Annotated in this window: 23 protein-coding genes; 22 read left to right on the top strand and 1 reads right to left on the bottom strand. The window is 39.6% G+C overall.

What is annotated here, in order from left to right:
* Positions 1 to 71 precede the first annotated feature (71 nt).
* From QM928_RS01700 to QM928_RS01625, 16 genes are all read left to right on the top strand, one after another.
* Positions 72 to 941: a branched-chain amino acid ABC transporter permease gene (locus QM928_RS01700; protein ID WP_075232206.1), complete on the top strand. Its 870-nt coding sequence runs from the start codon at positions 72 to 74 to the stop codon at positions 939 to 941.
* A gap of 3 nt (positions 942 to 944) precedes the next feature.
* Positions 945 to 1901 carry a branched-chain amino acid ABC transporter permease gene (locus QM928_RS01695; RefSeq protein WP_414294261.1) on the top strand — a complete coding sequence of 319 codons (957 nt, stop codon included), beginning with the start codon at positions 945 to 947 and terminating at the stop codon, positions 1899 to 1901.
* Positions 1901 to 2665, top strand: a complete 765-nt coding sequence (locus QM928_RS01690) for an ABC transporter ATP-binding protein (RefSeq protein WP_001185990.1) — start codon at positions 1901 to 1903, stop codon at positions 2663 to 2665. Before QM928_RS01695 ends, QM928_RS01690 begins: the two co-directional genes overlap by 1 nt.
* Positions 2665 to 3375 (top strand): ABC transporter ATP-binding protein, encoded by a 711-nt coding sequence (locus QM928_RS01685; protein ID WP_000062228.1) that lies wholly within the window; start codon positions 2665 to 2667, stop codon positions 3373 to 3375. Before QM928_RS01690 ends, QM928_RS01685 begins: the two co-directional genes overlap by 1 nt.
* Positions 3376 to 3729: 354 nt before the next feature.
* Entirely contained in the window at positions 3730 to 4386 is a 657-nt protein-coding gene (locus QM928_RS01680) for a CBS domain-containing protein (protein ID WP_000268637.1), read from the top strand.
* A gap of 128 nt (positions 4387 to 4514) precedes the next feature.
* Positions 4515 to 4805, top strand: coding sequence for a 30S ribosomal protein S6 (gene rpsF, locus QM928_RS01675; protein ID WP_001151786.1), 291 nt, complete (start codon positions 4515 to 4517; stop codon positions 4803 to 4805).
* A gap of 11 nt (positions 4806 to 4816) precedes the next feature.
* On the top strand, positions 4817 to 5287 hold the full coding sequence (gene ssbA / locus QM928_RS01670) for a single-stranded DNA-binding protein SsbA (RefSeq protein ID WP_000609604.1): 471 nt from the start codon (positions 4817 to 4819) through the stop codon (positions 5285 to 5287).
* A gap of 32 nt (positions 5288 to 5319) precedes the next feature.
* Entirely contained in the window at positions 5320 to 5559 is a 240-nt protein-coding gene (gene rpsR / locus QM928_RS01665) for a 30S ribosomal protein S18 (RefSeq protein ID WP_000068664.1), read from the top strand.
* A 173-nt stretch (positions 5560 to 5732) separates the two neighbouring features.
* Positions 5733 to 6236, top strand: a complete 504-nt coding sequence (locus QM928_RS01660) for a GNAT family N-acetyltransferase (protein WP_248034770.1) — start codon at positions 5733 to 5735, stop codon at positions 6234 to 6236.
* A gap of 80 nt (positions 6237 to 6316) precedes the next feature.
* The gene (locus QM928_RS01655) at positions 6317 to 7717 is read left to right on the top strand and encodes a bifunctional Cof-type HAD-IIB family hydrolase/peptidylprolyl isomerase (protein ID WP_414294262.1); all 1401 of its coding nucleotides are present in this window, start codon (positions 6317 to 6319) and stop codon (positions 7715 to 7717) included.
* A 1-nt stretch (position 7718) separates the two neighbouring features.
* A complete protein-coding gene (locus tag QM928_RS01650) occupies positions 7719 to 8081 on the top strand; it encodes a S1 RNA-binding domain-containing protein (protein ID WP_414294263.1) in 363 nt (120 codons plus the stop codon).
* A gap of 49 nt (positions 8082 to 8130) precedes the next feature.
* Complete coding sequence (locus QM928_RS01645) at positions 8131 to 8877, top strand: tRNA1(Val) (adenine(37)-N6)-methyltransferase (RefSeq protein WP_371561507.1); 747 nt, start codon at positions 8131 to 8133, stop codon at positions 8875 to 8877.
* A complete protein-coding gene (locus QM928_RS01640; protein WP_414294264.1) occupies positions 8867 to 9151 on the top strand; it encodes a GIY-YIG nuclease family protein in 285 nt (94 codons plus the stop codon). The genes QM928_RS01645 and QM928_RS01640 overlap by 11 nt, the downstream gene beginning before the upstream one ends.
* Before the next feature lie 84 nt (positions 9152 to 9235).
* Complete coding sequence (locus tag QM928_RS01635) at positions 9236 to 10171, top strand: manganese-dependent inorganic pyrophosphatase (RefSeq protein ID WP_414294265.1); 936 nt, start codon at positions 9236 to 9238, stop codon at positions 10169 to 10171.
* Positions 10172 to 10234: 63 nt separating this feature from the next.
* The gene (locus QM928_RS01630; RefSeq protein ID WP_414294266.1) at positions 10235 to 10747 is read left to right on the top strand and encodes a YiiX/YebB-like N1pC/P60 family cysteine hydrolase; all 513 of its coding nucleotides are present in this window, start codon (positions 10235 to 10237) and stop codon (positions 10745 to 10747) included.
* Complete coding sequence (locus QM928_RS01625; RefSeq protein ID WP_414294267.1) at positions 10731 to 11381, top strand: DUF1803 domain-containing protein; 651 nt, start codon at positions 10731 to 10733, stop codon at positions 11379 to 11381. The genes QM928_RS01630 and QM928_RS01625 overlap by 17 nt, the downstream gene beginning before the upstream one ends.
* A 37-nt stretch (positions 11382 to 11418) precedes the next feature.
* Here the strand turns inward: QM928_RS01625 and QM928_RS01620 are convergent, their stop codons facing one another.
* Positions 11419 to 12864 (bottom strand): UDP-N-acetylmuramoyl-L-alanyl-D-glutamate--L-lysine ligase, encoded by a 1446-nt coding sequence (locus tag QM928_RS01620; protein ID WP_414294268.1) that lies wholly within the window; start codon positions 12862 to 12864, stop codon positions 11419 to 11421.
* A gap of 105 nt (positions 12865 to 12969) precedes the next feature.
* Here QM928_RS01620 and QM928_RS01615 point away from each other — a divergent pair, with 105 nt between their 5' ends.
* From QM928_RS01615 to QM928_RS01590, 6 genes are all read left to right on the top strand, one after another.
* Positions 12970 to 14592: a putative polysaccharide biosynthesis protein gene (locus tag QM928_RS01615; protein ID WP_414294269.1), complete on the top strand. Its 1623-nt coding sequence runs from the start codon at positions 12970 to 12972 to the stop codon at positions 14590 to 14592.
* 201 nt (positions 14593 to 14793) lie between these two features.
* The gene (locus QM928_RS01610; protein WP_414294270.1) at positions 14794 to 16752 is read left to right on the top strand and encodes a peptide ABC transporter substrate-binding protein; all 1959 of its coding nucleotides are present in this window, start codon (positions 14794 to 14796) and stop codon (positions 16750 to 16752) included.
* Positions 16753 to 16897: 145 nt separating this feature from the next.
* Positions 16898 to 17992 carry a cystathionine gamma-synthase gene (locus tag QM928_RS01605; protein ID WP_414294271.1) on the top strand — a complete coding sequence of 365 codons (1095 nt, stop codon included), beginning with the start codon at positions 16898 to 16900 and terminating at the stop codon, positions 17990 to 17992.
* A gap of 4 nt (positions 17993 to 17996) precedes the next feature.
* On the top strand, positions 17997 to 19163 hold the full coding sequence (locus QM928_RS01600) for a MalY/PatB family protein (protein WP_414294272.1): 1167 nt from the start codon (positions 17997 to 17999) through the stop codon (positions 19161 to 19163).
* Between the two features lie 91 nt (positions 19164 to 19254).
* Positions 19255 to 22341, top strand: coding sequence for a DEAD/DEAH box helicase (locus QM928_RS01595; protein WP_414294273.1), 3087 nt, complete (start codon positions 19255 to 19257; stop codon positions 22339 to 22341).
* A 58-nt stretch (positions 22342 to 22399) separates the two neighbouring features.
* Positions 22400 to 22996 carry a cystathionine gamma-synthase gene (locus QM928_RS01590; RefSeq protein WP_414273163.1) on the top strand — a complete coding sequence of 199 codons (597 nt, stop codon included), beginning with the start codon at positions 22400 to 22402 and terminating at the stop codon, positions 22994 to 22996.
* Positions 22997 to 22999: the final 3 nt, after the last annotated feature.

Here is a 22999-nt window from a genome sequence, read left to right as displayed (position 1 = left end):
TGTTTCGGTGTTTATGAAAGGATTATTTTTTTATAAAATTCTAAAAATATAAATTAGAAAGAGTGAACCATATGCTTCAACAACTTGTAAATGGTTTAATCTTGGGTAGTGTCTATGCGCTGCTAGCCCTAGGTTATACTATGGTTTATGGAATTATCAAGCTGATTAACTTTGCCCACGGTGATATCTATATGATAGGTGCTTTCATGGGTTATTTTTTGATTAATTCCTTGCAATTAAATTTCTTTGTTGCCTTGATTTTATCAATGGCAGGCACAGCAATTCTTGGTGTTATCATTGAGTTTCTAGCTTACCGCCCATTACGTCATTCAACTCGTATCTCCGTATTGATTACAGCGATTGGGGTTTCCTTCTTACTTGAGTATGGGATGGTTTATCTAGTCGGAGCCAACACACGTGCCTTTCCTCAAGCAATCCAAACAGTGCGTTATGACTTAGGTCCAATCAGTCTGACCAATATTCAATTGTTGATTTTGACTGTCTCACTTGTTTTGATGGTTCTTCTACAACTTATTGTACAAAAAACAAAAATGGGGAAAGCCATGCGTGCTGTATCTGTAGATAGTGATGCTGCTCAGTTGATGGGAATCAATGTAAACCGTACTATCAGCTTTACATTCGCTTTGGGTTCAGCCCTAGCTGGTGCAGCGGGTGTCTTGATTGCACTTTACTATAACTCTCTTGAACCATTGATGGGGATGACTCCAGGTATTAAATCATTCGTGGCTGCCGTTCTAGGTGGCATCGGAATCATCCCTGGTGCGGCTCTGGGTGGCTTTGTTATTGGTCTTTTAGAAACATTTGCTACCGCCTTCGGAATGTCAGATTTCCGTGATGCTATCGTGTATGGAATCTTGCTCTTAATCTTGATTGTACGTCCAGCTGGTATCCTCGGTAAGAATGTGAAAGAGAAGGTGTAAACAATGAAAGAAAATTTAAAAGTTAATATTTTATGGTTGCTCCTTTTATTAGCAGGCTATGGCTTAATCAGCGTACTTGTTTCAGCTGGAGTGCTCAATCTCTTTTATATTCAAATTTTAGAGCAAATTGGGATTAACATCATACTTGCAGTTGGTCTTAACCTTATCGTAGGTTTTTCTGGACAATTTTCTCTAGGGCACGCAGGATTTATGGCTATTGGTGCCTATGCGGCTGCAATTATTGGTTCTAAATCTCCAACCTATGGAGCCTTCTTTGGAGCTATGCTTCTTGGAGCACTTATCTCAGGATTAGTGGCTTTAGTCGTTGGGATTCCAACTCTTCGTTTGAAAGGGGACTATCTTGCAGTAGCAACCCTCGGTGTTGCTGAAATTATTCGTATCTTTATTGTCAACGGTGGAGATATTACTAATGGTGCAGCAGGTATTCTAGGTATTCCGAGCTTTACTAACTGGCAAATGGTATACTTCTTTGCCGTGATTACAACGATTGCTACTCTCAATTTCCTTCGTAGTCCTATCGGGCGATTAACTTTATCTGTTCGTGAAGATGAGATTGCTGCTGAGTCAGTAGGGGTAAATACTACAAAAATTAAAATCATCGCTTTTGTTTTTGGTGCTGTTACTGCAAGTATCGCTGGTACTCTTCAGTCAGGATTTATCGGATCAGTCGTACCAAAAGATTATACGTTTATCAACTCTATCAATGTCTTGATTATCGTTGTATTTGGTGGTTTAGGTTCCATTACAGGGGCAATTGTTGCTGCCATCGTGCTTGGAATCTTGAACATGCTCCTTCAAGACGTGGCTAGCGTTCGTATGATTATCTATGCTTTGGCCTTAGTACTCGTTATGATCTTCAGACCAGGTGGTCTTCTTGGGACATGGGAATTGAGCCTATCACGTCTCTTTAAAAAAGGTAAGAAGGAGGGACAAAACTAATGGCATTACTTGAAGTAAAAAATTTAACCAAACATTTTGGTGGTCTGACAGCTGTTGGGGACGTCACTCTCGAATTGAACGAAGGTGAACTTGTTGGTTTGATTGGACCGAATGGTGCTGGGAAAACAACTCTCTTCAACTTGTTGACAGGTGTTTATGAACCAAGCGAAGGGACAGTAACCTTGGATGGTCACTTGTTAAATGGCAAGCAACCCTATAAAATCGCATCTCTTGGTTTAGGGCGTACTTTCCAAAATATCCGCCTTTTTAAAGACTTGACAGTTTTGGATAACGTTCTGATTGCATTTAGTAATCATCATAAACAACATGTTTTTGCAAGTTTCTTGCGCTTACCAGCTTTTTATAAGAATGAAAAAGAATTGAAAGCTAAAGCCTTAGAATTACTAAAAATCTTTGATTTGGATGGAGATGCTGAAACTCTCGCTAAAAATTTAGCCTATGGTCAACAACGTCGCTTAGAGATTGTGCGTGCCCTTGCTACAGAACCTAAAATCCTTTTCTTGGATGAGCCTGCAGCGGGTATGAATCCACAAGAAACTGCAGAATTGACTGAGTTGATTCGTCGCATCAAGGATGAATTCAAGATTACTATTATGCTGATTGAACATGATATGAACTTGGTTATGGAAGTTACGGAGCGTATCTATGTTCTTGAGTACGGTCGTTTGATTGCTCACGGGACACCAGATGAAATCAAGAGTAATAAACGTGTTATCGAAGCTTATCTTGGAGGTGAAGCCTAATGTCTATGTTAAAAGTTGAAAACCTCTCAGTACACTATGGTATGATTCAAGCTGTACGTGATGTGAGCTTTGAAGTAAATGAAGGAGAAGTTGTTTCCCTTATCGGTGCAAACGGTGCTGGTAAAACAACCATCCTTCGTACCTTATCAGGCCTTGTTCGTCCAAGTTCTGGTCGGATTGAATTTTTAGGACAAGAAATCCAAAAGATGCCCGCACAAAAAATTGTGGCATCAGGACTTTCTCAAGTACCAGAAGGACGTCACGTCTTCCCTGGTTTGACAGTTATGGAAAACTTGGAAATGGGAGCCTTCCTTAAGAAAAATCGTGAAGAAAATCAAGCAAATCTGAAAAAAGTATTTTCACGTTTCCCGCGTTTGGAAGAACGTAAAAACCAAGATGCAGCTACCCTTTCTGGTGGTGAGCAACAGATGCTTGCTATGGGACGTGCGCTTATGTCAACGCCTAAACTTCTTCTCTTAGATGAACCATCAATGGGGCTTGCACCAATTTTCATCCAAGAAATTTTTGATATCATCCAAGATATTCAAAAACAAGGTACAACTGTTCTTTTGATCGAGCAAAATGCCAATAAAGCACTAGCCATCGCAGATCGAGGCTATGTTCTTGAAACAGGTAAAATCGTTCTTTCAGGAACAGGTAAAGAACTCGCAGCATCAGACGAAGTCAGAAAAGCATATCTAGGTGGCTAAAAAGGTCTGGGGGACCTTTTTAGTCGGCGGATAAGGATTACGTAGTAATCTTCGCATAGTCTGGGAGACTAGTTTAGGTTGCGAATAAGGATTGCGCCAGCAATCCACATTAGTCCGTGGGACCTTTTTAGTCGGCGGATAGAGATTGCTTGGCAATCATCAGAACCAGTGGATTGTGTTAGTGCGCGGGAAAGATTACCAAACAAATTACATAATCATAAGATTGAGGGCTCTAATCTAGGGCTCTTTTTATAGTATTTCAGAGTTTTCAGAATCTTGAAAAAGAGATGAAAGCGTTTGATTGATTTTCGTAAAAAGTGTATAATAAAGCTATAAACATAAAGGAGAGTTCCTATGGCAGTTAAAGATTTTATGACACGAAAGGTCGTATATATTAGCCCAGATACGACTGTAGCACATGCAGCAGATTTGATGCGCGAACAAGGTTTGCATCGTCTTCCTGTTATTGAAAATGATAAATTAGTTGGTCTAGTAACAGAAGGAACAATTGCTGAAGCCAGTCCATCAAAAGCAACGAGTCTTTCAATCTTCGAGATGAATTACTTGCTCAATAAAACAAAAGTCAAAGACGTCATGATTCGTGATGTTGTAACTGTCTCAGGTTATGCAAGTTTGGAAGATGCAACCTACCTTATGCTGAAAAATAAGATTGGCATCTTGCCAGTTATTGATAATGGGCAAGTCTATGGTGTCATTACTGACCGTGATGTATTCAGAGCATTTCTTGAAATTTCTGGTTATGGCGAAGAGGGAATCCGTGTTCGTTTTATCACAGAAAATGAAGTTGGGGTACTTGGTAAGATTGTTTCTTTAATCGTTGAGGAAAATCTAAATATTTCTCATACTGTTAATATTCCACGTAAAGATGGTAAGATTGTTATCGAAGTTCAAATTGAGGGAACGGTTGATCTAGCTACCTTTAAACAGAAATTTGAATCTGAGAATATTCAGGTTGAAGAAATTACACAAACTTTAGCAAAAAAACTGTAAAAAATAAAATAGAAGCAGTTTTTACTTGCTAAAAAAATTTTTTTCTAGTATAATAATTTACTGTGAGCAAACCTCACTTACCCCTTGCAATGTCTTGGGGTCATTAGACCAAAAGGAGGAACATATCAATGGCTAAATACGAAATTCTTTATATCATTCGTCCAAACATTGAAGAAGAAGCGAAAAACGCTTTGGTAGCACGTTTTGACTCTATCTTGACTGACAACGGTGCAACTGTTGTTGAATCAAAAACATGGGAAAAACGTCGTCTTGCATACGAAATCCAAGATTTCCGCGAAGGACTTTACCACATCGTTAACGTTGAAGCAAACGATGATGCAGCTCTTAAAGAGTTTGACCGTCTTTCAAAAATCAACGCTGACATTCTTCGTCACATGATCGTCAAAACTGACGCGTAAGAAGGTAGATTATGATTAACAATGTTGTACTTGTAGGGCGTATGACTCGTGACGCTGAGTTGCGTTATACCCCATCAAATGTAGCAGTTGCGACTTTTACTCTTGCAGTAAACCGTACATTTAAGAGTCAAAATGGCGAACGTGAGGCTGATTTTATCAATGTCGTTATGTGGCGCCAACAGGCTGAGAATCTTGCTAATTGGGCTAAAAAAGGCTCACTTATCGGGGTGACAGGTCGTATTCAGACTCGTAGTTACGATAACCAGCAAGGACAACGTGTCTACGTGACGGAAGTCGTGGCTGAGAATTTCCAAATGTTGGAAAGCCGTAGTGTGCGTGAAGGACATACTGGTGGAGCTTATTCAGCACCAAGTTCAAATTATTCAGCACCTACTCAATCAGTACCTGACTTTTCACGTGATGAAAATCCATTCGGAACAACGAATCCTTTGGATATTTCAGATGATGATTTACCATTCTAATGGACAATTAATACTATAAAGGAGAAAAAAACATGGCTCAACAACGTCGTGGCGGATTCAAACGCCGTAAAAAAGTTGATTACATCGCAGCAAACAAAATTGAATATGTTGATTACAAAGATACTGAGCTTCTTAGCCGTTTCGTTTCAGAACGTGGGAAAATCCTTCCTCGTCGTGTAACAGGAACTTCAGCTAAAAACCAACGTAAAGTAACAACAGCTATCAAACGCGCTCGCGTAATGGCTTTGATGCCTTTCGTAAACGAAGATTAAAAAAGAGGTCCGGGTGGACCTCTTTTTCAGACCCCGAGTGGTCCTCTTTTTCACGAGTTTTGAAATGAAAGAACGAGTTTGGGTCCAGTGGATCTCTTTTTCACGAGATAGTTTTTTTCTGATCTTGGCGTGCTATAATGGTAATAGAAAGAGTAAAGGTGGGTAAGTCAAAGATGAATTGTACGATTAGAAATATGATTAAGTCTGATATTGAATCCTTATCTCATGGATTTATGAATCAAGGTTGGCCTGGAAGAGAGGAAATTTTGGCTAGATATTTTCTGGAACAGGAAAGTGGGGAGAGAGAAGTCTTAGTTGCAGAGATTGATGGTGCTGTAGCGGGCTACATTGCCATTTTGCCCTCTGCTAAACATGGTCCTTTTGCAGAAGTCTATCCAGAATTATCAGATTTTAATGTGTTTGAGCCTTTTCGAAATCAAGGGATTGGGAATCAACTGCTAGAAGAAGCAGAAAAACGAGTCAAGTTTGTTTCGAATAAGGTCACTCTTGGTGTAGGTTTGCACTTAGGCTATGGCCCTGACCAGAGATTGTATATCAGACGGGGCTACATTCCAGATGGGACAGGTGTCTGGTATCGAAATCAACCCTTGGAAATGAATGCAACTAGCCAAAATAATGATGATTTGGTTTTGTATCTAGTAAAGGAATTCGGATAAGAGACAAGGATTTTATTGGGGATGTGGGATTTCTCTACTTTATGGTATAATGGAAAGAGTGAATTGAAGGAGGTAATGAGATGGATGCGAAATTAAGATATAAGGCAAAAAAGATAAAGATTATTTTTTTTGATATTGATGATACTTTGCGAAACTCAAAGACTGGTTTTATCCCAACCTCAATTCCAACAGTATTTCAACAATTACGTGAAAAAGGTATTTTGACTGGGATTGCGACTGGTCGTGGGATTTTCGGTGTCGTGCCAGAAATTCGCGAACTTAAACCTGACTTTTTTGTTACTCTGAATGGTGCCTATATTGAGGATAAAAAAGGCAATGTGATTGATAGTAACAAAATCTCTAAAGATAAGGTTGAAACCTATATTGCTTGGACCAAGGAAGTTGGGATTGACTATGGTTTAGTTGCTAGTCATACTGCTAAACTCTCTACTAGAACTGAGTTGATTAGTGAGGCCATTGATCCAATTTATCCTGACTTGGATGTTGATCCTGATTTTTATGAAAAAGAAGACATCTATCAGATGTGGACTTTTGAGGATCAGGGAGATGACCTGACTTTGCCTGAAAGTTTAGCATCGACTTTGCGTATGGTACGTTGGCATGAACATTCGTCAGATATTGTGCCGATTTCAGGTTCAAAAGCAGCTGGTGTAGCAAAAGTTGTAGAACATTTAGGTCTTAAACCTGAGAACGTAATGGTCTTTGGAGATGGTCTTAACGATTTAGAACTCTTTGATTATGCAGGTATTAGCATTGCTATGGGCATTTCTCATGACAAAATCAAAGAAAAAGCAGATTATATTACAAAAACATTAGAAGAAGATGGCATTTTCGATGCCTTAGAAGGATTTGGTATGGTAGAAAAAGAATTACATTTTCCGCAAGTAGACATTGAAGCAGTAGAAGGTCCGATTGCGACTATTAAAACAAATCATGGAGATATGCGTATTAAGCTTTTTCCTGAACATGCACCAAAAACAGTAGCCAACTTTATCGCTCTGTCAAAAGATGGTTACTATGATGGGGTCATTTTCCACCGTATTATCAAAGACTTTATGATTCAAGGTGGAGATCCAACTGGTACTGGTATGGGTGGCGAATCTATCTATGGTGAGTCATTTGAAGACGAATTTTCAGAGGAACTTTACAATATCCGCGGAGCCCTTTCTATGGCTAATGCTGGACCAAATACAAACGGTAGCCAGTTCTTTATCGTGCAAAACCAACACTTGCCATACTCTAAGAAAGAAATTGCTCGTGGTGGTTGGCCAGAACCAATTGCGGAAATTTATGCGGAACAAGGTGGAACTCCTCACCTTGATCGTCGTCACACAGTTTTTGGACAGATTGCAGATGAAGCTTCTTATGAAGTTCTGGATGCAATTGCAGGTGTAGAAACAGGTGCGATGGACAAGCCAGTTGAAGATGTCGTCATCGAAACGATTGAAATCGAGGACTAAGATGAAAATAGGTGATAAGCTAACAGGGCGAATTACAGGGATTCAGTCTTATGGAGTCTTTGTGGAGCTAGAGACTGGTATCACAGGTTTGATTCATATTTCTGAAATTCGTACAGGATTTATTGAGAATATCTATGATGTACTGAAAATCGGTGAAGAAGTTCAAGTTCAGGTTGTCGATTTGGACGAATATACAGGTAAAGCAAGTCTTTCTATTCGGACTTTGGAAGAAGAGAAACATCAGTTACCGAGACGGAGACGTTTTTCAAGTGACCGTATCAAATACGGCTTTGCTCCTTTGGCGCGCATGATGCCTATCTGGACCAAGGAAGCTATTTCTAATCTAAGTAAGAAAAAGTCTTAATTGATTTTTTCTCTCTTGAAATGTTAATATAGTTTGTTATAATAGAAGTATGGTAGAAGAATTATTAAAATCAGGAGAGAGAATCAATCAGCTCTTTTCTACAGATATCAAGATTATTCAAAATAGAGAGGTTTTCAGCTATTCGGTGGATAGTGTACTTTTGTCACGCTTTCCTCGTTTTCCAAAAAATGGTTTAATTGTGGATTTTTGTGCTGGGAATGGAGCTGTTGGACTTTTTGCCAGTAGCAGGACTAAGGCGAAAATTCTATCTGTTGAAATCCAGGAACGCCTGGCAGATATGGCTGAACGATCAGTCCGATTAAATGGGTTAGAAGAACAGATGCAGGTTATCTGTGATGATTTGAAAAATATGCCTGCTTACATTCAGGGGAGTAAGGTTGATTTGATTTTGTGCAATCCTCCCTATTTTAAGGTGGACCCAAATTCTAATCTGAACGAGAGTGAGCACTACTTGTTGGCTCGGCACGAAATTACGACCAATCTCAAGGAAATCTGCCGTAGTGCCCAAAGTATTCTCAAATCCAATGGGCGTTTAGCCATGGTCCATCGTCCTGATCGATTGTTAGATATTTTAGACACGCTTCAACAACACAATTTGGCTCCAAAGCGTCTGCAATTTGTCTACCCTAAACGGGAGAAGGAAGCCAATATGCTTTTAATCGAGGCTATTAAGGACGGCTCCACTAGTGGTTTTAAGGTTCTGCCACCACTCATTGTTCATAATGATGATGGTTCCTATACTCCAGAAATTCAAGAAATCTATTATGGATCATAAAGCTTATATGTATGTAGTTGAGTGTCGGGATGGTTCCTACTATACTGGTTATACAACGGATGTCAAAAAAAGAATAGCCGTTCACAATAGTGGTAAGGGAGCAAAGTACACACGAGCTCGGTTGCCAGTAAAACTCATCTATGCTCAAGGTTTTGATAGTAAGGAAGAAGCCATGTCGGCTGAGGCCCTTCTCAAACGTAAGAAGAGAGAGCAAAAGGAAAGATTTTTATCTGAAAACCAAGAAAAAAATTTACTCGGTCATTTTGCAGAGTAGTGGGGAGCCCTTTGACTCCTCTTACTTTTGTCAAAAATTGAAAAAAATGCTACAATAAAGAGAATAAAGAAACGAGGTATTATCATGTCTAAGATTCTAGTATTTGGTCACCAAAATCCAGACTCAGATGCCATCGGGTCATCTGTAGCCTTTGCCTACCTTGCAAAAGAAGCTTACGGTTTGGATACGGAAGCTGTTGCCCTTGGAACTCCAAATGAAGAAACAGCCTTTGTCTTGAACTATTTTGGTGTGGAAGCACCGCGTGTTATCACTTCTGCTAAAGCAGAGGGCGCAGAGCAAGTTATCTTGACTGACCACAATGAATTCCAACAATCAGTTTCAGATATCGCTGAAGTAGAAGTTTACGGTGTTGTGGATCACCACCGTGTAGCTAACTTTGAAACTGCAAGCCCACTTTACATGCGTTTGGAGCCAGTTGGATCAGCATCTTCTATCGTATACCGTATGTTCAAAGAACACGGTGTAACTGTTCCAAAAGAAATTGCAGGTTTGATGCTTTCAGGTTTGATTTCAGATACCCTTCTTTTGAAATCTCCAACAACTCACCCATCTGATAAGGTGATTGCGCCTGAATTGGCTGAATTGGCTGGAGTTAACTTGGAAGAATACGGTCTTGCAATGCTCAAAGCTGGTACCAACTTGGCAAGCAAATCAGCAGAAGAATTGATCGACATCGATGCGAAAACTTTTGAACTCAACGGAAATAACGTTCGTGTGGCTCAAGTCAATACAGTTGATATTGCGGAAGTTTTGGAACGCCAAGCTGAAATCGAAGCAGCTATCCAAGCCGCAAATGCAGCCAACGGATACTCTGACTTTGTTTTGATGATTACAGATATCGTCAACTCAAACTCAGAAATTCTTGCCCTTGGTGCCAACATGGACAAAGTAGAAACAGCTTTCAACTTCAAACTTGAAAACAATCATGCCTTCCTTCCAGGTGCTGTTTCACGTAAGAAACAAGTGGTGCCTCAATTGACAGAAAGCTTTAATGCTTAATGATTGATGGGGAAAACCATTATTAAAAAGGAGTTTCGACTCCTTTTTTGCTAGGAGGAGATCATGTTAGAAAATGGTGATTTAATCTTTGTGAAAGATGAATCGGATATAGGACAAGCCATCCAGGAATCTACTGGCAACTATAGCCATGTGGCTATTTTTTTAGACGGCTTCATCTATCATGCAACTACGGAAGGCGGAGTCATTGCCCAGTCCCCTGAAGATTTCTTTGAAGCTGAGAAAGTATATGACCTTTATCGCTATCCGAAAATGGATCTCAAAGAGGTTAAAAAACTGGCAGAGAGACTTTTAGGGTCTCCCTACAATTTCTCTTTTTATCCCGACGGAGATGGTTATTACTGTTCCCAGTTTGTAGCAGAAATTCTCCCTATTTTTGAGACCATTCCCATGAAATTTGGAGATGGTGTAGAGGAAATCAGTGATTTCTGGAGAGAATATTATAGAGAACTAGGACTAGCTGTACCTTTGAATCAGCCTGGCACTAATCCGAGTCAATTAGCAGCATCACCACTTTTAGTTTGTAAAGAAAGGAATCTTCATGATTCAGATTTTTAATCCATCTCGCTTGACGCGTCAACCATTCTTTAGAGATTTGGTAAACTATCTTGATAAGCATGATGATGTTATACTCCGCGAAATCAAGGCTCAGTTTCCAGAGGTTCCAGTTGATAAGCATTTGGAGGAATACATTAAAGCGGGTTTAATTTTGAGAGAAAACAAACGGTATTATCTCAATCTCCCCATTCTAGAATCTACAGAATCTCTTGAACTAGATCTAGAAGTCTTTGTGAGAGATGATAGTCCAATCTATCAAGAAATCCTGGAGAAAGAATTTCAGACTGAATTGCGCAATCAAACCAATGCAGCAATCCTAGAAGAGTATACGGATTTTGCTAGGGAAAAGATGACCTTGTCTAATTATTTTTATAAGGTTAAGCACCAGTATCCTTTGACAGAAAAACAGCAGGCTCTTTATGCTGTTTTGGGTGATGTCAATCCTGAGTATGCTCTCAAATATATAACAACATTCTTGCTCAAATTTCTCAAAAAAGACCAGCTTATGCAGAAACGTCGAGATATCTTTGTTGATAGTTTAGTCTTATTGGGCTACATCATTCAAAATGAAGAGGGGAAATATGAGCTAGCTGTAGAATTTGATAAAGAAAGATTAATCTTTATAAAAAAATAGAAGAAGGCTAGGAAATTTCCTAGCCTTCTTTAAGTTCTTATAGATAACGTTCTGCGATTGCTGCATCTCCAGGATAGTCTTCCTTCTTACCTTGGATGATTTGATAGCAGTCAGCTCCTTTACCAGCGATAATCACAGCGTCCAGTTCTTGACTTGTAACAGCCATAGCAGCCTTGATGGCTTGTTCACGATCTGCAATTTTTTCAACGGGATGGCTGATATAGCTACTAATCTCATCAGCAATTGATAGAGGATCTTCGTAGTTTGGATCATCAGCTGTTAGAAATACTTGAATTTCGGGGTGTTGATTGAGGAGAAGTCCAAAGTCCTTGCGACGGCTTTCTCCCTTGTTTCCAGTTGAACCAAGTACTAGAGCAATCTTTCCAGTCTGATGTGTTTCAACGACTGAGATCAATTTCTTCAAGCTATCACCATTATGGGCGTAGTCAATGAACACTTTTGCGCCATTTTTCTGAGTGAGAACTTCCATACGGCCAGGGACGCGAGTAGAAGCAATCCCTTTTTTGATGTCTTCCAAACTAGCACCTAAACGAAGGCAGGCAAGTCCAGCAGCGACTGCATTTTCTTGGTTGAAGTGCCCAATCAACTGGATGTCATAATCTCCAGCTAATTTACCTGTAGCTGAGAAGCTAAAGGCTTTGGAGTTTTTAATCTGGTTATTTGATTGGCTACCGTAGAAGTCGTGCTCTTGGTTCTCAACTTGCTCTTTTAAGACAGAGAAGTGGTCCATATCGCTATTAATGACAACTGCTCGGCTATTTTTCATCAAGAGACGCTTGTGGTAGAAGTAGTCTTCAAAGGTTGGATGCTCAATAGGACCAATATGGTCAGGACTAATGTTGAGGAAGACACCGACATCAAAGGTCAGTCCGTAGACTCGTTTAACCAAGTAGGCTTGACTGGATACTTCCATGATAAGGTGAGTTCTTCCATTATCAACAGCCTGGGCCATCATGTCAAAGAGGTCGATACTCTCAGGAGTAGTCAGGGCAGATTTAAAGAAAGTCTTGCCGTCCAAGGTCGTATTCATGGTTGATAACATAGCTGGACGATGTTCTTGACTTAAGATGTTGTAGGCGAAGTAAGCTGCCGTAGTTTTTCCTTTAGTGCCAGTGAAAGCAAGGATTTTAAGTTTCTCCTGAGGGTTGCCATAAAACTCCATGGCAATCAAACTCATAGCTTTCTTAATATCGCTAACGATAATAACGGGAATACCTACTTCATAGTCCTGTTCCGCTACATACCAACCAAGTCCTTGTTCAATTGCCGAAAGTAGAAATTCTTTTTTGAAGGCTGCTCCTTTGACAAAAAAGAGGCTATTTTTTTGTGCTTTTCGGCTATCGTAGCAGATGCTATCAAAAACGACATCGCTGTAGTTGTAGTGGTAATGTCCTTGGTCAATAATCTCACGGAAGAGATCATCTTTCTTTAAAATATCTAATACGTTTTCAATCTTTATCATACTTTCTATTGTAAACCGAAAGTCTGAATTTTACAAGTAACAAGGAAAAGTTTATAATGGAAGATAAGGAACATTTCCTAGTTATTAAAATTGAATGAGGAAGTTATGTCTAACGAAAATAATCATCAGCAGGCCCAGATGTTACGAGGGACTGCCTGGCTAACGGCTAGTAACTTTATCAGTCGCCTGCTCGGGGCCATCTACATCATCCCTTGGTATATCTGGATGGGGACTTATGCAGCTAAGGCTAATGGCCTCTTCACCATGGGCTACAATATCTACGCCTGGTTCTTGTTGATTTCAACAGCAGGTATCCCGGTGGCGGTCGCAAAGCAGGTCGCTAAATACAATACCATGCATGAGGAAGAGCATAGTTTTGCCCTGATTCGGAGTTTCCTAGGCTTTATGACAGGACTTGGTGTGGTCTTTGCTTTAATCTTGTATCTCTTTGCTCCGTGGTTAGCGGATCTTTCGGGTGTCGGTAAGGAACTCACCCCCATTATGCAGAGTCTAGCTTGGGCAGTCTTGATTTTCCCGTCTATGAGTGTTATCCGTGGATTTTTCCAAGGAATGAATAATCTCAAGCCTTATGCCATGAGTCAAATTGCTGAGCAGGTTATCCGTGTCATTTGGATGCTCTTAGCAACCTTTATCATCATGAAGCTCGGTTCAAAGGATTATCTATCAGCTGTTACCCAATCTACCTTTGCAGCTTTTGTGGGAATGGTAGCTAGTTTTGCAGTCTTGCTTTATTTCCTTTATAAGGAAGGATTGCTCCAAAAAGTTTTTGAAACACGAGATAAGATTGACAGTAAGAGTCTTTTGGTTGATACGATTAAGGAAGCAATTCCGTTTATCTTGACTGGTTCGGCTATTCAGCTTTTCCAAATCTTGGACCAAATGACCTTTATCAATAGTATGAAGTGGTTTACCAACTACAGTAATGAAGACTTGGTTGTCATGTTTTCTTATTTCTCCGCCAATCCTAATAAAATCACCATGATTTTGATTTCGGTTGGAGTTTCGATTGGTAGCGTTGGGCTACCTCTCTTGACAGAGAACTATGTCAAGGGTGATTTGCCAGCGGCTTCTCGTCTCGTTCAAGATAGTATCACCATGCTCTTCTTATTCTTACTTCCAGCAACTGTTGGAGTAGTCATGGTTGGTGAACCTCTCTATACAGTCTTTTACGGTAAGCCAGATAGTTTGGCTATGGGCTTGTTTGTCTTTGCAGTCTTGCAGTCAACAATCCTAGGTTTGTACATGGTCTTGTCACCAATGCTTCAGGCTATGTTCCGTAACCGTAAAGCAGTCTTGTATTTTGTTTATGGCTCAATTGCTAAGATTGTTTTACAATTACCATCGATAGCGATTTTCCATAGTTATGGTCCTTTAATTTCAACGACAATTGGTCTCATCATTCCAAATGTCTTGATGTACCGAGATATCTGTGAGGTGACAGGTGCACGTCGAAAGATTATTCTGAAGAGAACAATCTTAGTTACTATTTTGACTCTAGTTATGTTTATCCTTGTAGGATTCTTACAATGGATGATTGGCTTTGTCTTCCAACCATCAGGTCGTTTCTGGAGTTTCCTTTACGTGCTTCTAATCGGAACTATAGGTGGAGGCCTCTACGGTATCATGACTCTTCGAATTCGACTCTTAGATAAGGTCATTGGACAGGCTCAAGCAGATCGTCTACGGGCACGTTTAAAACTATCATAAAGATTTATAAATAAAATGAATAATTTGAACTTTTCTATCCGAAAAAGTTTAAATTGTTCATTTTTTTATTTAAAAAATAGGATAAAATATAAAATTAGTAGAAAAAAATCTATAATTTGGTAAAAAATAGATAAAATTGCTTGACTAAAAAAAACAATAGCTGTATAATGATACAAATATTTGAATTTGGAGGTTCTGAATATGAAAAAGTCTAAGGCAAAATACCTGACGCTAGCAGGCGTCGTCTTAACTGCTGGTTTGCTCTTGGGAGCTTGTGGTAACTCAACTAGCTCTTCTAAAGTCTACAACTATGTATACCCAAGCGATCCGTCTAGTTTGAACTATCTTGCAGAAAACCGTGCAACAACCAATGACATCGTTACCAATTTGGTAGATGGGTTGATGGAAAATGACCAATACGGTAACTACGTTCCATCCTTAGCAGAGGATTGGAGTGTTTCTCAGGACGGTTTGACATACACTTATAAACTTCGTAAAGATGCTAAGTGGTATACCTCTGAAGGTGAAGAATATGCTCCAGTAACTGCCCAAGATTTTGTAACTGGTTTGAAATATGCTGCTGATAAAAAATCCGAAGCTTTGTACCTGGTTCAAGATTCTGTAGCAGGTTTGGATGACTATATCAACGGGAAAACAACTGACTTTTCAACTGTCGGTGTTAAGGCGATTGACGACCAAACAGTTCAGTACACTTTGACACGACCAGAATCTTATTGGAATTCTAAAACAACATCAACCATTCTCTTCCCAGTCAATGCAGATTTCCTGAAATCAAAAGGGGATGATTTTGGTAAGGTGGATCCTTCTAGTATTTTGTACAATGGACCTTTTTTGATGAAATCCTTTGTTTCAAAATCTGTTATCGAATTCAAGAAAAATCCCAACTACTGGGATGAAAAAAATGTCTTTGTAGATGATGTGAAATTGGCCTATTATGATGGTAGTGACCAAGATGCACTAGCTCGTAACTTTGTAGAAGGAGTCTACAGCTACGCACGTCTCTATCCAAATAGCTCAAGCTTTGAAGGAATTAAAGAGAAGAACAAAGATAACATCATTTATAGTATGCAAACCGCAACTTCTTATTACTTGAACTTCAACTTGGACAGAAAATCTTATAACTTCACGTCTAAATCCTCAGATATCGAAAAGAAATCAACTCAAGAAGCAGTTCTGAATAAAAACTTCCGTCAAGCCTTCAACTATGCTTATAACCGTACAGCATATGGAGCTCAATCTCAAGGGGAAGACGGAGCAACGAAGATTATTCGTAACCTGGTTGTACCTCCTACATTTGTAAGTATCAACGGGAAAGACTTTGGAGATGTTGTTTCAGAAAAGATGGTCAACTATGGCCAAGAATGGCAAGGAATCAACTTTGCAGATGCGCAAGACCCATACTACAATCCTGACAAGGCTAAGGCTAAGTTTGCAGAAGCTAAGAAAGAATTGGAAGCTAAGGGTGTGCAGTTCCCAATCCACTTGGATGTATCAGTTGACCAATCAGCTAAAAAAGGTGTACTTGAAGCAAGTTCTTTGAAACAATCCATCGAATCTGTCTTAGGGGCTGAGAATGTGGTTATCGATATCCAACAATTATCAACAGACGACTTTGATAACTCTAGCTACCTCGCTCAAACCGCAGCTCAAAAAGACTTTGACATCTATAATAGTGGTTGGAGTGCTGACTACTTGGATCCATCAAGTTATCTTGATATCTTAAATGTCAATAACGGTGGTATGTTGCAAAACATTGGTCTAGAACCAGGTGAGGTCAATGACAAGGCTAAGGCAGTTGGACTCGATACTTACACTCAAATGTTAGAAGAAGCGAACAAGGAGCAAGAACCAGCGAAACGTTATGAAAAATATGCTGAAGTTCAAGCTTGGCTCGTTGATAGCGCCCTTGCAATTCCAAACGTTTCCCTTGGTGGAACACCGACCTTGAGAAAGACAGTTCCATTCTCATCACCATTCTCACAAGCAGGAAATAAGGGTGTCGAATCATACAAATATCTCAAGTTGCAAGATAAGACTGTAACGGCTGATGAGTATGAAAAAGCTAAAGAAAAATGGCTAAAAGAAAAAGAAGAATCTAACAAAAAAGCCCAAGAAGAATTAGCTAAACACGTTAAATAATCAGTCAGTGCAACAGGAAAAACGATAGTTTCTCAGGAAGCTATCGTTTTTGTATAGTTTGAAACTATAACTAGCTCTTGAAAACAAGAAAACGAAGGATACAAAATAAGTGGTACAATAGTTACTATAGATTTGGAGGTATTGTATGAGTAAATCATTTCACATCAACACAATTTTAGCACAAGCAGGGATCAAGTCTGATGAAGCAACAGGTGCTTTGGTTACACCTATTCACTTTTCAACGACTTATCAGCACCCAGAATTTGGTCAATCAACGGGATTTGACTATACCCGTACCAAAAACCCAACTCGTAGCAAGGCAGAGGAAGTCTTGGCAGCTATTGAATCAGCCCACTATGCTCTAGCAACTAGTTCAGGTATGTCTGCGATTGTGTTGGCCTTTAGCATTTTTCCAGTAGGAAGTAAGGTTTTGGCTGTCCGTGACCTTTACGGTGGTTCTTTCCGTTGGTTCAATCAAGTGGAACAAGAAGGACGTTTCCACTTTACCTATGCCAACACAGAAGAAGAGCTAATTGCAGAGCTAGAAAAGGATGTGGATGTACTCTATATCGAAACGCCAACCAATCCTTTGATGTTGGAATTTGATATTGAAAAATTGTCAAAATTAGCTCATGCTAAGGGTGCTAAAGTTGTCGTGGACAATACCTTCTATAGCCCGATTTACCAACGTCCAATTGAAGATGGAGCAGATATCGTCCTTCATTCAGCGACAAAATACCTTGCAGGCCATAATGATGTTCTAGCTGGTGTAGTTGTGACAGATAATGCTGATTTGTACGAAAAACTCTTTTACAATCTCAACACGACAGGGGCTGTTTTGTCACCATTTGATAGTTATCAATTGATTCGTGGTCTTAAAACATTGTCACTTCGCATGGAGCGCTCAACAGCTAATGCTCAAGAGATTGTATCCTTTTTGGAACAATCACCTGCTGTCAAAGAAGTCTTGTATACAGGTCGTGGGGGAATGATTTCCTTTAAAGTGGCAGATGAGAAGCGTATCCCTCATATCTTAAACACTTTGAAAGTATTCTCTTTTGCTGAAAGTCTGGGTGGAGTAGAAAGTCTGATTACCTACCCAACCACTCAAACCCATGCAGACATTCCTGCAGAGGTTCGTCATTCTTATGGATTAACAGATGACCTTTTACGCTTGTCTATTGGTATTGAGGATGCTAGGGATTTGATTGAAGATTTGCGTCAAGCCTTGGAAGGATAAAACTATGGGAAAATATGATTTTACGACCTTGCCCAATCGTTTTGGACATCATACCTATAAATGGAAAGAAGCAGAGACTGACCGTCAAGTATTGCCGGCCTGGATTGCTGATATGGATTTTGAGGTTTTACCAGAGATTCGTCAGACAGTCCATGATTATGCAGAGCAATTAGTCTATGGCTATACCTATGCTAGTGATGGATTGATTGAAGCAGTTCAAAACTGGGAAGAAAAACACCATGGTTATCGCTTTGATAAGGATGCACTAGTCTTTATCGAAGGGGTAGTACCAGCCATTTCAACAGCCATTCAAGCCTTTACCAAAGGGGGTGAGGCAGTGCTCATTAACACACCCGTTTATCCACCTTTTGCTCGGAGTATTAAGCTCAACAATCGTAGATTGATCACCAATTCTCTAGTGGAAAAAGATGGACTCTTTGAGATTGATTTTGACCAACTGGAGAAAGACTTTGTCGAAGAGGATGTGAAGCTCTACATTCTATGTAATCCTCATAATCCTGGTGGACGGGTTTGGGAAAAGGAAAACTTGGAAAAAATTGGACAACTATGCCAAAAACATGGAGTTTTGCTAGTATCTGATGAGATTCACCAAGATTTAGCCTTGTTTGGAAATAAGCACCAGTCCTTTAATACTGTGAATCCAGCATTTAAGGAGTTTTCTATCATTTTAAGCAGTGCTACCAAGACCTTTAACATTGCTGGAACGAAAAATTCTTACGCCATTATCGAGAATCCAAAGTTGAGACTTGCTTTCCAAAAACGCCAACTTGCTAATAATCAACATGAAATCTCAGGTTTGGGCTATTTAGCAACAGAAACTGCCTATCGCTATGGGGAGGATTGGTTGACTGAACTCAAAGAACTGATTGAGAAGCATATCAATTATGTAGTGGATTTGTTTGGTAAAGAAACTAAAATCAAGGTCATGAAACCTCAAGGAACCTATCTCATTTGGCTTGATTTTTCAGCCTATGATATTAGCGATGAAGAGCTAAGAAGTCTCTTAAGAGATGAAGCCAAGGTTATCTTGAATAGGGGCTTGGACTTTGGTGAAGAAGGAGCTATACATGCTCGCTTAAATGTAGCCATGCCGACATCTGTATTGGAAGAAGTTTGCCAACGAATCATTATTACTTTCGCTAAATTTTAAGAAGCTAGTCTTCTGGGGGAAAAGTACCCTAGAAGGCTATTTTCATAGGAAGAAATGTGGTATAATTAGGAGATAAAGAAAAGGGGAACATATGGCTAAATTGATTCCAGGGAAGCTTCGAATGGAGGGAGCTCAACTCTATGAAACTGGTCAGATTGAAATTATCAAAGAGCAAGATCATCGCCTCTATGCGCGTGTAGCAGATGAAGAAATTCGCTATAGCCTGGATGATGATTTGGTTTTTTGTGCTTGTGATTTTTTCCAAAAAAGAGGGTTTTGTGTGCATTTGGCAGCACTAGAGCATTACCTGAAAAATGATCCGATTGGCCAGGAACTCTTAGGAAATCTGGAAAATGTGTACGAACAGAAAGAAGAAGTTGAAACTCAGGTTACTTTTGGAGGAAAGTTTTTAGAATCCATTCAAATTCCTAGTCTTTCTGAAATCTATCAGTTGTCTGCTCAGGGGCAGATTGAAGCAGGGACTAATCGCATTATTTGGACTTTGAGAGTCGGTCTTATCCAGACGCAGAAATTTTATGTAATTCGAGATATCCCCCTTTTTCTGAAGGTGTTAGAAACTAGTAAACCCTATATGATTGGAAAGTTATATGAAACTTCCTTGAATATTCGTCAGTTTGATGAAAGTAGCCAATTTGTTCTGAATTTCCTTCAAGGAATTGTAGAAGATGAGGTTGAAAATGCCCTCTTTTTCCAAAATCAAGGTCGTCATCTCTATTTCCCGCTGTCTTTTTTTGAGCAGGGTGTTAGTCTGCTGATGGGCTTAGATGCATTCCAATTTGACCATCAGATTTCAAGCTACCCTCATCTTGTATTTCAAGATTTTGATGGTCAAGCAGGCTTATTTACCTTTAAAATTGAAGAAAAATCCAACTATTATGAGATGGAAATTGTCCAACAGGTAGGACTCAATTCATTTTATAAGGGACAAGTCTTGTTTACAAAAGGTACATTTTATCTTCTGTCTAAAGAACAAGCTAGACTTATAGAAAAATTAAAAAAAGTATCTATCGATAAAAGTGGTAGAAAGATTTTACAATTTGATACTAGTGATCGAGATCTTTTAGCTTCGACCTTGTCGCAGTTTAAAGACATAGGAGAGGTAAAAGCCCCTGATGCGTTTCAAATTCAGTCTTTCCGACCTTCGTTCTACATGGAAGGAGAAGAGGACGGTTCTATTCGTTTGGATATGCAGTTTCAATATGAAACTTGCTTAGTAAGGAATCGCAATGAACTGGAGAGTCTTCCATTTGCTAGTGATATTCAACTAGAGAAAGAGATTTTTCAACTAGCCCTATCAGCTGGATTTGAAGCAGATTTTCGTTCATGGCGTCAAAGTTTGAAATCTGATGCAGTTCATGCCTTCTTTCAGGAAGTATTACCATCCTTTGCAGCGCTTGGAGAATTAAAGATTTCTGAGAGTTTGCAAGACCTTTATCAGGTTCAGAAGCCTCAAGTACACATCTCATCCAAGGGAAGCCTATTAGAAATTCAATTTGATTTTCAAAATATAGATCAAGAAGAAATCGATCGAGCGATGAAAGCGCTAGTTGAGAAGCAGGATTATTACATCAGCTCTTCGAATCAGGTTTACTATTTCGATGATCAGACCAAGCGTATCCGTCAGAATTTAGAAGAATTAGGGATAGAGGACCTACAAGATGGAGCTTTTCGAGTTCGTAAATCCCTAGCTTATACTCTATCTCATCTATTTAAGGACCAGGATCAAATTTCTTTCACCGAAGAATTTCGCAATCTGGCCCATGATTTGACGCATCCAGAAGATTTTCCGATGAAAGTGCTGAATATCCAAGCAGATCTCAGGGATTATCAGAAAAAGGGAATTCAGTGGCTGCAGATGCTCCATCATTATAGCTTTGGCGGTATTTTAGCAGATGATATGGGGCTTGGGAAAACCTTGCAAACCATTGCCTTTTTAAGTAGTCAGGTTCAAGCAGATACTAGTGTCCTAATCCTTGCTCCATCTGGCTTAATCTATAACTGGGCTGATGAATTTCAAAAGTTTGCTCCAGATTTGGATGTCGCGGTCGTGCATGGCTTAAAATCTCATCGAGAGTCAATTTTGGCAGAAAATCATCAGATTTATGTGACAAGCTATGCTACTTTCCGTCAAGATAGTGAAATTTATCGAGACCTATCTTTTGATTTTCTTTTTCTAGATGAAGCTCAAGTGATGAAAAATGCACAAACGAAGATTGCTCAAAGTTTACGACGATTTGTGGTTCCATCTGTCTTTGCACTATCAGGAACACCGATTGAAAACCATCTGGGAGAACTCTGGTCGATTTTTCAGATTGTCTTACCAGGTCTCTTACCTGCTAAGAAAGAATTTATGAAACTATCAACGGAGAGGGTGTCTCAATTTATCAAACCCTTTGTCATGAGACGAAAGAAAGAAGAGGTTTTGACAGAGTTGCCTGACTTGATTGAAGTCGTCTATAAGAATGAACTGGAGGATCAACAAAAAGCTATCTATCTTGCTCAACTGCAACAGATGCAGGAGCGTTTGGGACAGGTAAGTGATTCGGAATTTCAACGGAATCGCGTCGAAATTTTAACAGGTCTCATGCGTCTGCGTCAGATTTGTGATACGCCTGCTCTCTTTATGGAGAATTATCAAGGAGAGAGTGGGAAGTTGGATAGTTTAAGAGATTTGCTGGTTCAGATTGCTGAAGGTGGACATCGTGTACTTATCTTCTCTCAATTTAGAGGCATGCTGGATCGTATTGAGCAAGAGCTACCTGACTTAGGTCTGACATCCTTTAAAATTACTGGTTCAACGCCTTCTCAAGAACGTCAGGAAATGACCAAAGCCTTTAATCAAGGTGAGCGCGATGTATTTTTAATTTCCCTAAAGGCTGGCGGGGTCGGTCTCAATCTCACTGGTGCCGATACAGTCATTTTAGTAGACTTATGGTGGAATCCTGCAGTTGAATCGCAGGCTATCAGTCGCGCCCATCGTATGGGGCAAGAGCAAGCTGTTGAAGTTTATCGCCTTGTGACTCGAGGTACAATTGAAGAAAAGATTCAAGAATTACAAGAGAAAAAGAAAAATCTTGTTTCTGAAATCTTGGATGGAACAGAGTCTCGTGGCAGTCTGAGTCTAGCTGAAATACGAGAAATTTTAGGGATTTCATGAGCCTATACTTGAAAAATCAAGACATTACGCTATAATGGAGTATTGAAAGGAAATAAATATGACACAAAAACGATTTCCAATAGTGGCAGATGATGAAGTCATGTTGACAGAAATGCCAGTTATGAATCTCTACGATGAGTCTGATTTCATCAGTAATATAAAAGGTGATTACCAAGACAAAAACTACTTGGAATGGTCTCCAATCACTGAAGACAAAAAGCAAGAGGAAGTCAAACCTCTTGTAAAACCGATTGAGAAAAAAGAAAAATCCTATGCTGAATTAGCGCGTGAAGAAGCGCGCGCGGATTTGAAAAAGAAGCGCTCGGCTAGATATTTGACTCAGGATGTAAGTCATACGAGACGTCAACCGAAGACAAGCCATGTGCGTCCAGCAAATCAACCGACAGCACCTTTCCAAAAGGAAAATCCAGGAGAATTTGCGAAATATAGTCAGAAGTTAGGTCAGTCTCACTATATTTTGGCAGAAACAGTTTCTCAAGTGGAACATCCAATTTCAGATGGTGAAACAAGTCATTCCAAGAAAAACAATTATGACTTTTTAAAGAAAAGCCAAATTTATAACAAAAAAAGTAAACAAAAAGAACAAGAACGTCAAGTGGCTCAAGAGCTTAACTTGACTAGAATGAGCGAATAGAGG

The sequence above is a fragment of the Streptococcus infantis genome (assembly GCF_047460405.1).
Lineage (GTDB): Bacteria > Bacillota > Bacilli > Lactobacillales > Streptococcaceae > Streptococcus > Streptococcus infantis_Q.
Note: the sequence above shows the minus strand (reverse complement) of the source record. Positions and strands in the feature narration are given on the sequence as shown.

Excerpts from the sequence above, each read along its gene's own strand:
- QM928_RS01700 (WP_075232206.1), top strand. The coding sequence starts at position 72 with ATGCTTCAACAACTTGTAAATGGTTTAATCTTGGGTAGTGTCTATGCG.
- QM928_RS01695 (WP_414294261.1), top strand. The coding sequence starts at position 945 with ATGAAAGAAAATTTAAAAGTTAATATTTTATGGTTGCTCCTTTTATTA.
- QM928_RS01690 (WP_001185990.1), top strand. The coding sequence starts at position 1,901 with ATGGCATTACTTGAAGTAAAAAATTTAACCAAACATTTTGGTGGTCTG.
- QM928_RS01685 (WP_000062228.1), top strand. The coding sequence starts at position 2,665 with ATGTCTATGTTAAAAGTTGAAAACCTCTCAGTACACTATGGTATGATT.
- QM928_RS01680 (WP_000268637.1), top strand. The coding sequence starts at position 3,730 with ATGGCAGTTAAAGATTTTATGACACGAAAGGTCGTATATATTAGCCCA.
- rpsF (WP_001151786.1), top strand. The coding sequence starts at position 4,515 with ATGGCTAAATACGAAATTCTTTATATCATTCGTCCAAACATTGAAGAA.
- ssbA (WP_000609604.1), top strand. The coding sequence starts at position 4,817 with ATGATTAACAATGTTGTACTTGTAGGGCGTATGACTCGTGACGCTGAG.
- rpsR (WP_000068664.1), top strand. The coding sequence starts at position 5,320 with ATGGCTCAACAACGTCGTGGCGGATTCAAACGCCGTAAAAAAGTTGAT.
- QM928_RS01660 (WP_248034770.1), top strand. The coding sequence starts at position 5,733 with ATGAATTGTACGATTAGAAATATGATTAAGTCTGATATTGAATCCTTA.
- QM928_RS01655 (WP_414294262.1), top strand. The coding sequence starts at position 6,317 with ATGGATGCGAAATTAAGATATAAGGCAAAAAAGATAAAGATTATTTTT.
- QM928_RS01650 (WP_414294263.1), top strand. The coding sequence starts at position 7,719 with ATGAAAATAGGTGATAAGCTAACAGGGCGAATTACAGGGATTCAGTCT.
- QM928_RS01645 (WP_371561507.1), top strand. The coding sequence starts at position 8,131 with ATGGTAGAAGAATTATTAAAATCAGGAGAGAGAATCAATCAGCTCTTT.
- QM928_RS01640 (WP_414294264.1), top strand. The coding sequence starts at position 8,867 with ATGGATCATAAAGCTTATATGTATGTAGTTGAGTGTCGGGATGGTTCC.
- QM928_RS01635 (WP_414294265.1), top strand. The coding sequence starts at position 9,236 with ATGTCTAAGATTCTAGTATTTGGTCACCAAAATCCAGACTCAGATGCC.
- QM928_RS01630 (WP_414294266.1), top strand. The coding sequence starts at position 10,235 with ATGTTAGAAAATGGTGATTTAATCTTTGTGAAAGATGAATCGGATATA.
- QM928_RS01625 (WP_414294267.1), top strand. The coding sequence starts at position 10,731 with ATGATTCAGATTTTTAATCCATCTCGCTTGACGCGTCAACCATTCTTT.
- QM928_RS01620 (WP_414294268.1), bottom strand. The coding sequence starts at position 12,864 with ATGATAAAGATTGAAAACGTATTAGATATTTTAAAGAAAGATGATCTC.
- QM928_RS01615 (WP_414294269.1), top strand. The coding sequence starts at position 12,970 with ATGTCTAACGAAAATAATCATCAGCAGGCCCAGATGTTACGAGGGACT.
- QM928_RS01610 (WP_414294270.1), top strand. The coding sequence starts at position 14,794 with ATGAAAAAGTCTAAGGCAAAATACCTGACGCTAGCAGGCGTCGTCTTA.
- QM928_RS01605 (WP_414294271.1), top strand. The coding sequence starts at position 16,898 with ATGAGTAAATCATTTCACATCAACACAATTTTAGCACAAGCAGGGATC.
- QM928_RS01600 (WP_414294272.1), top strand. The coding sequence starts at position 17,997 with ATGGGAAAATATGATTTTACGACCTTGCCCAATCGTTTTGGACATCAT.
- QM928_RS01595 (WP_414294273.1), top strand. The coding sequence starts at position 19,255 with ATGGCTAAATTGATTCCAGGGAAGCTTCGAATGGAGGGAGCTCAACTC.
- QM928_RS01590 (WP_414273163.1), top strand. The coding sequence starts at position 22,400 with ATGACACAAAAACGATTTCCAATAGTGGCAGATGATGAAGTCATGTTG.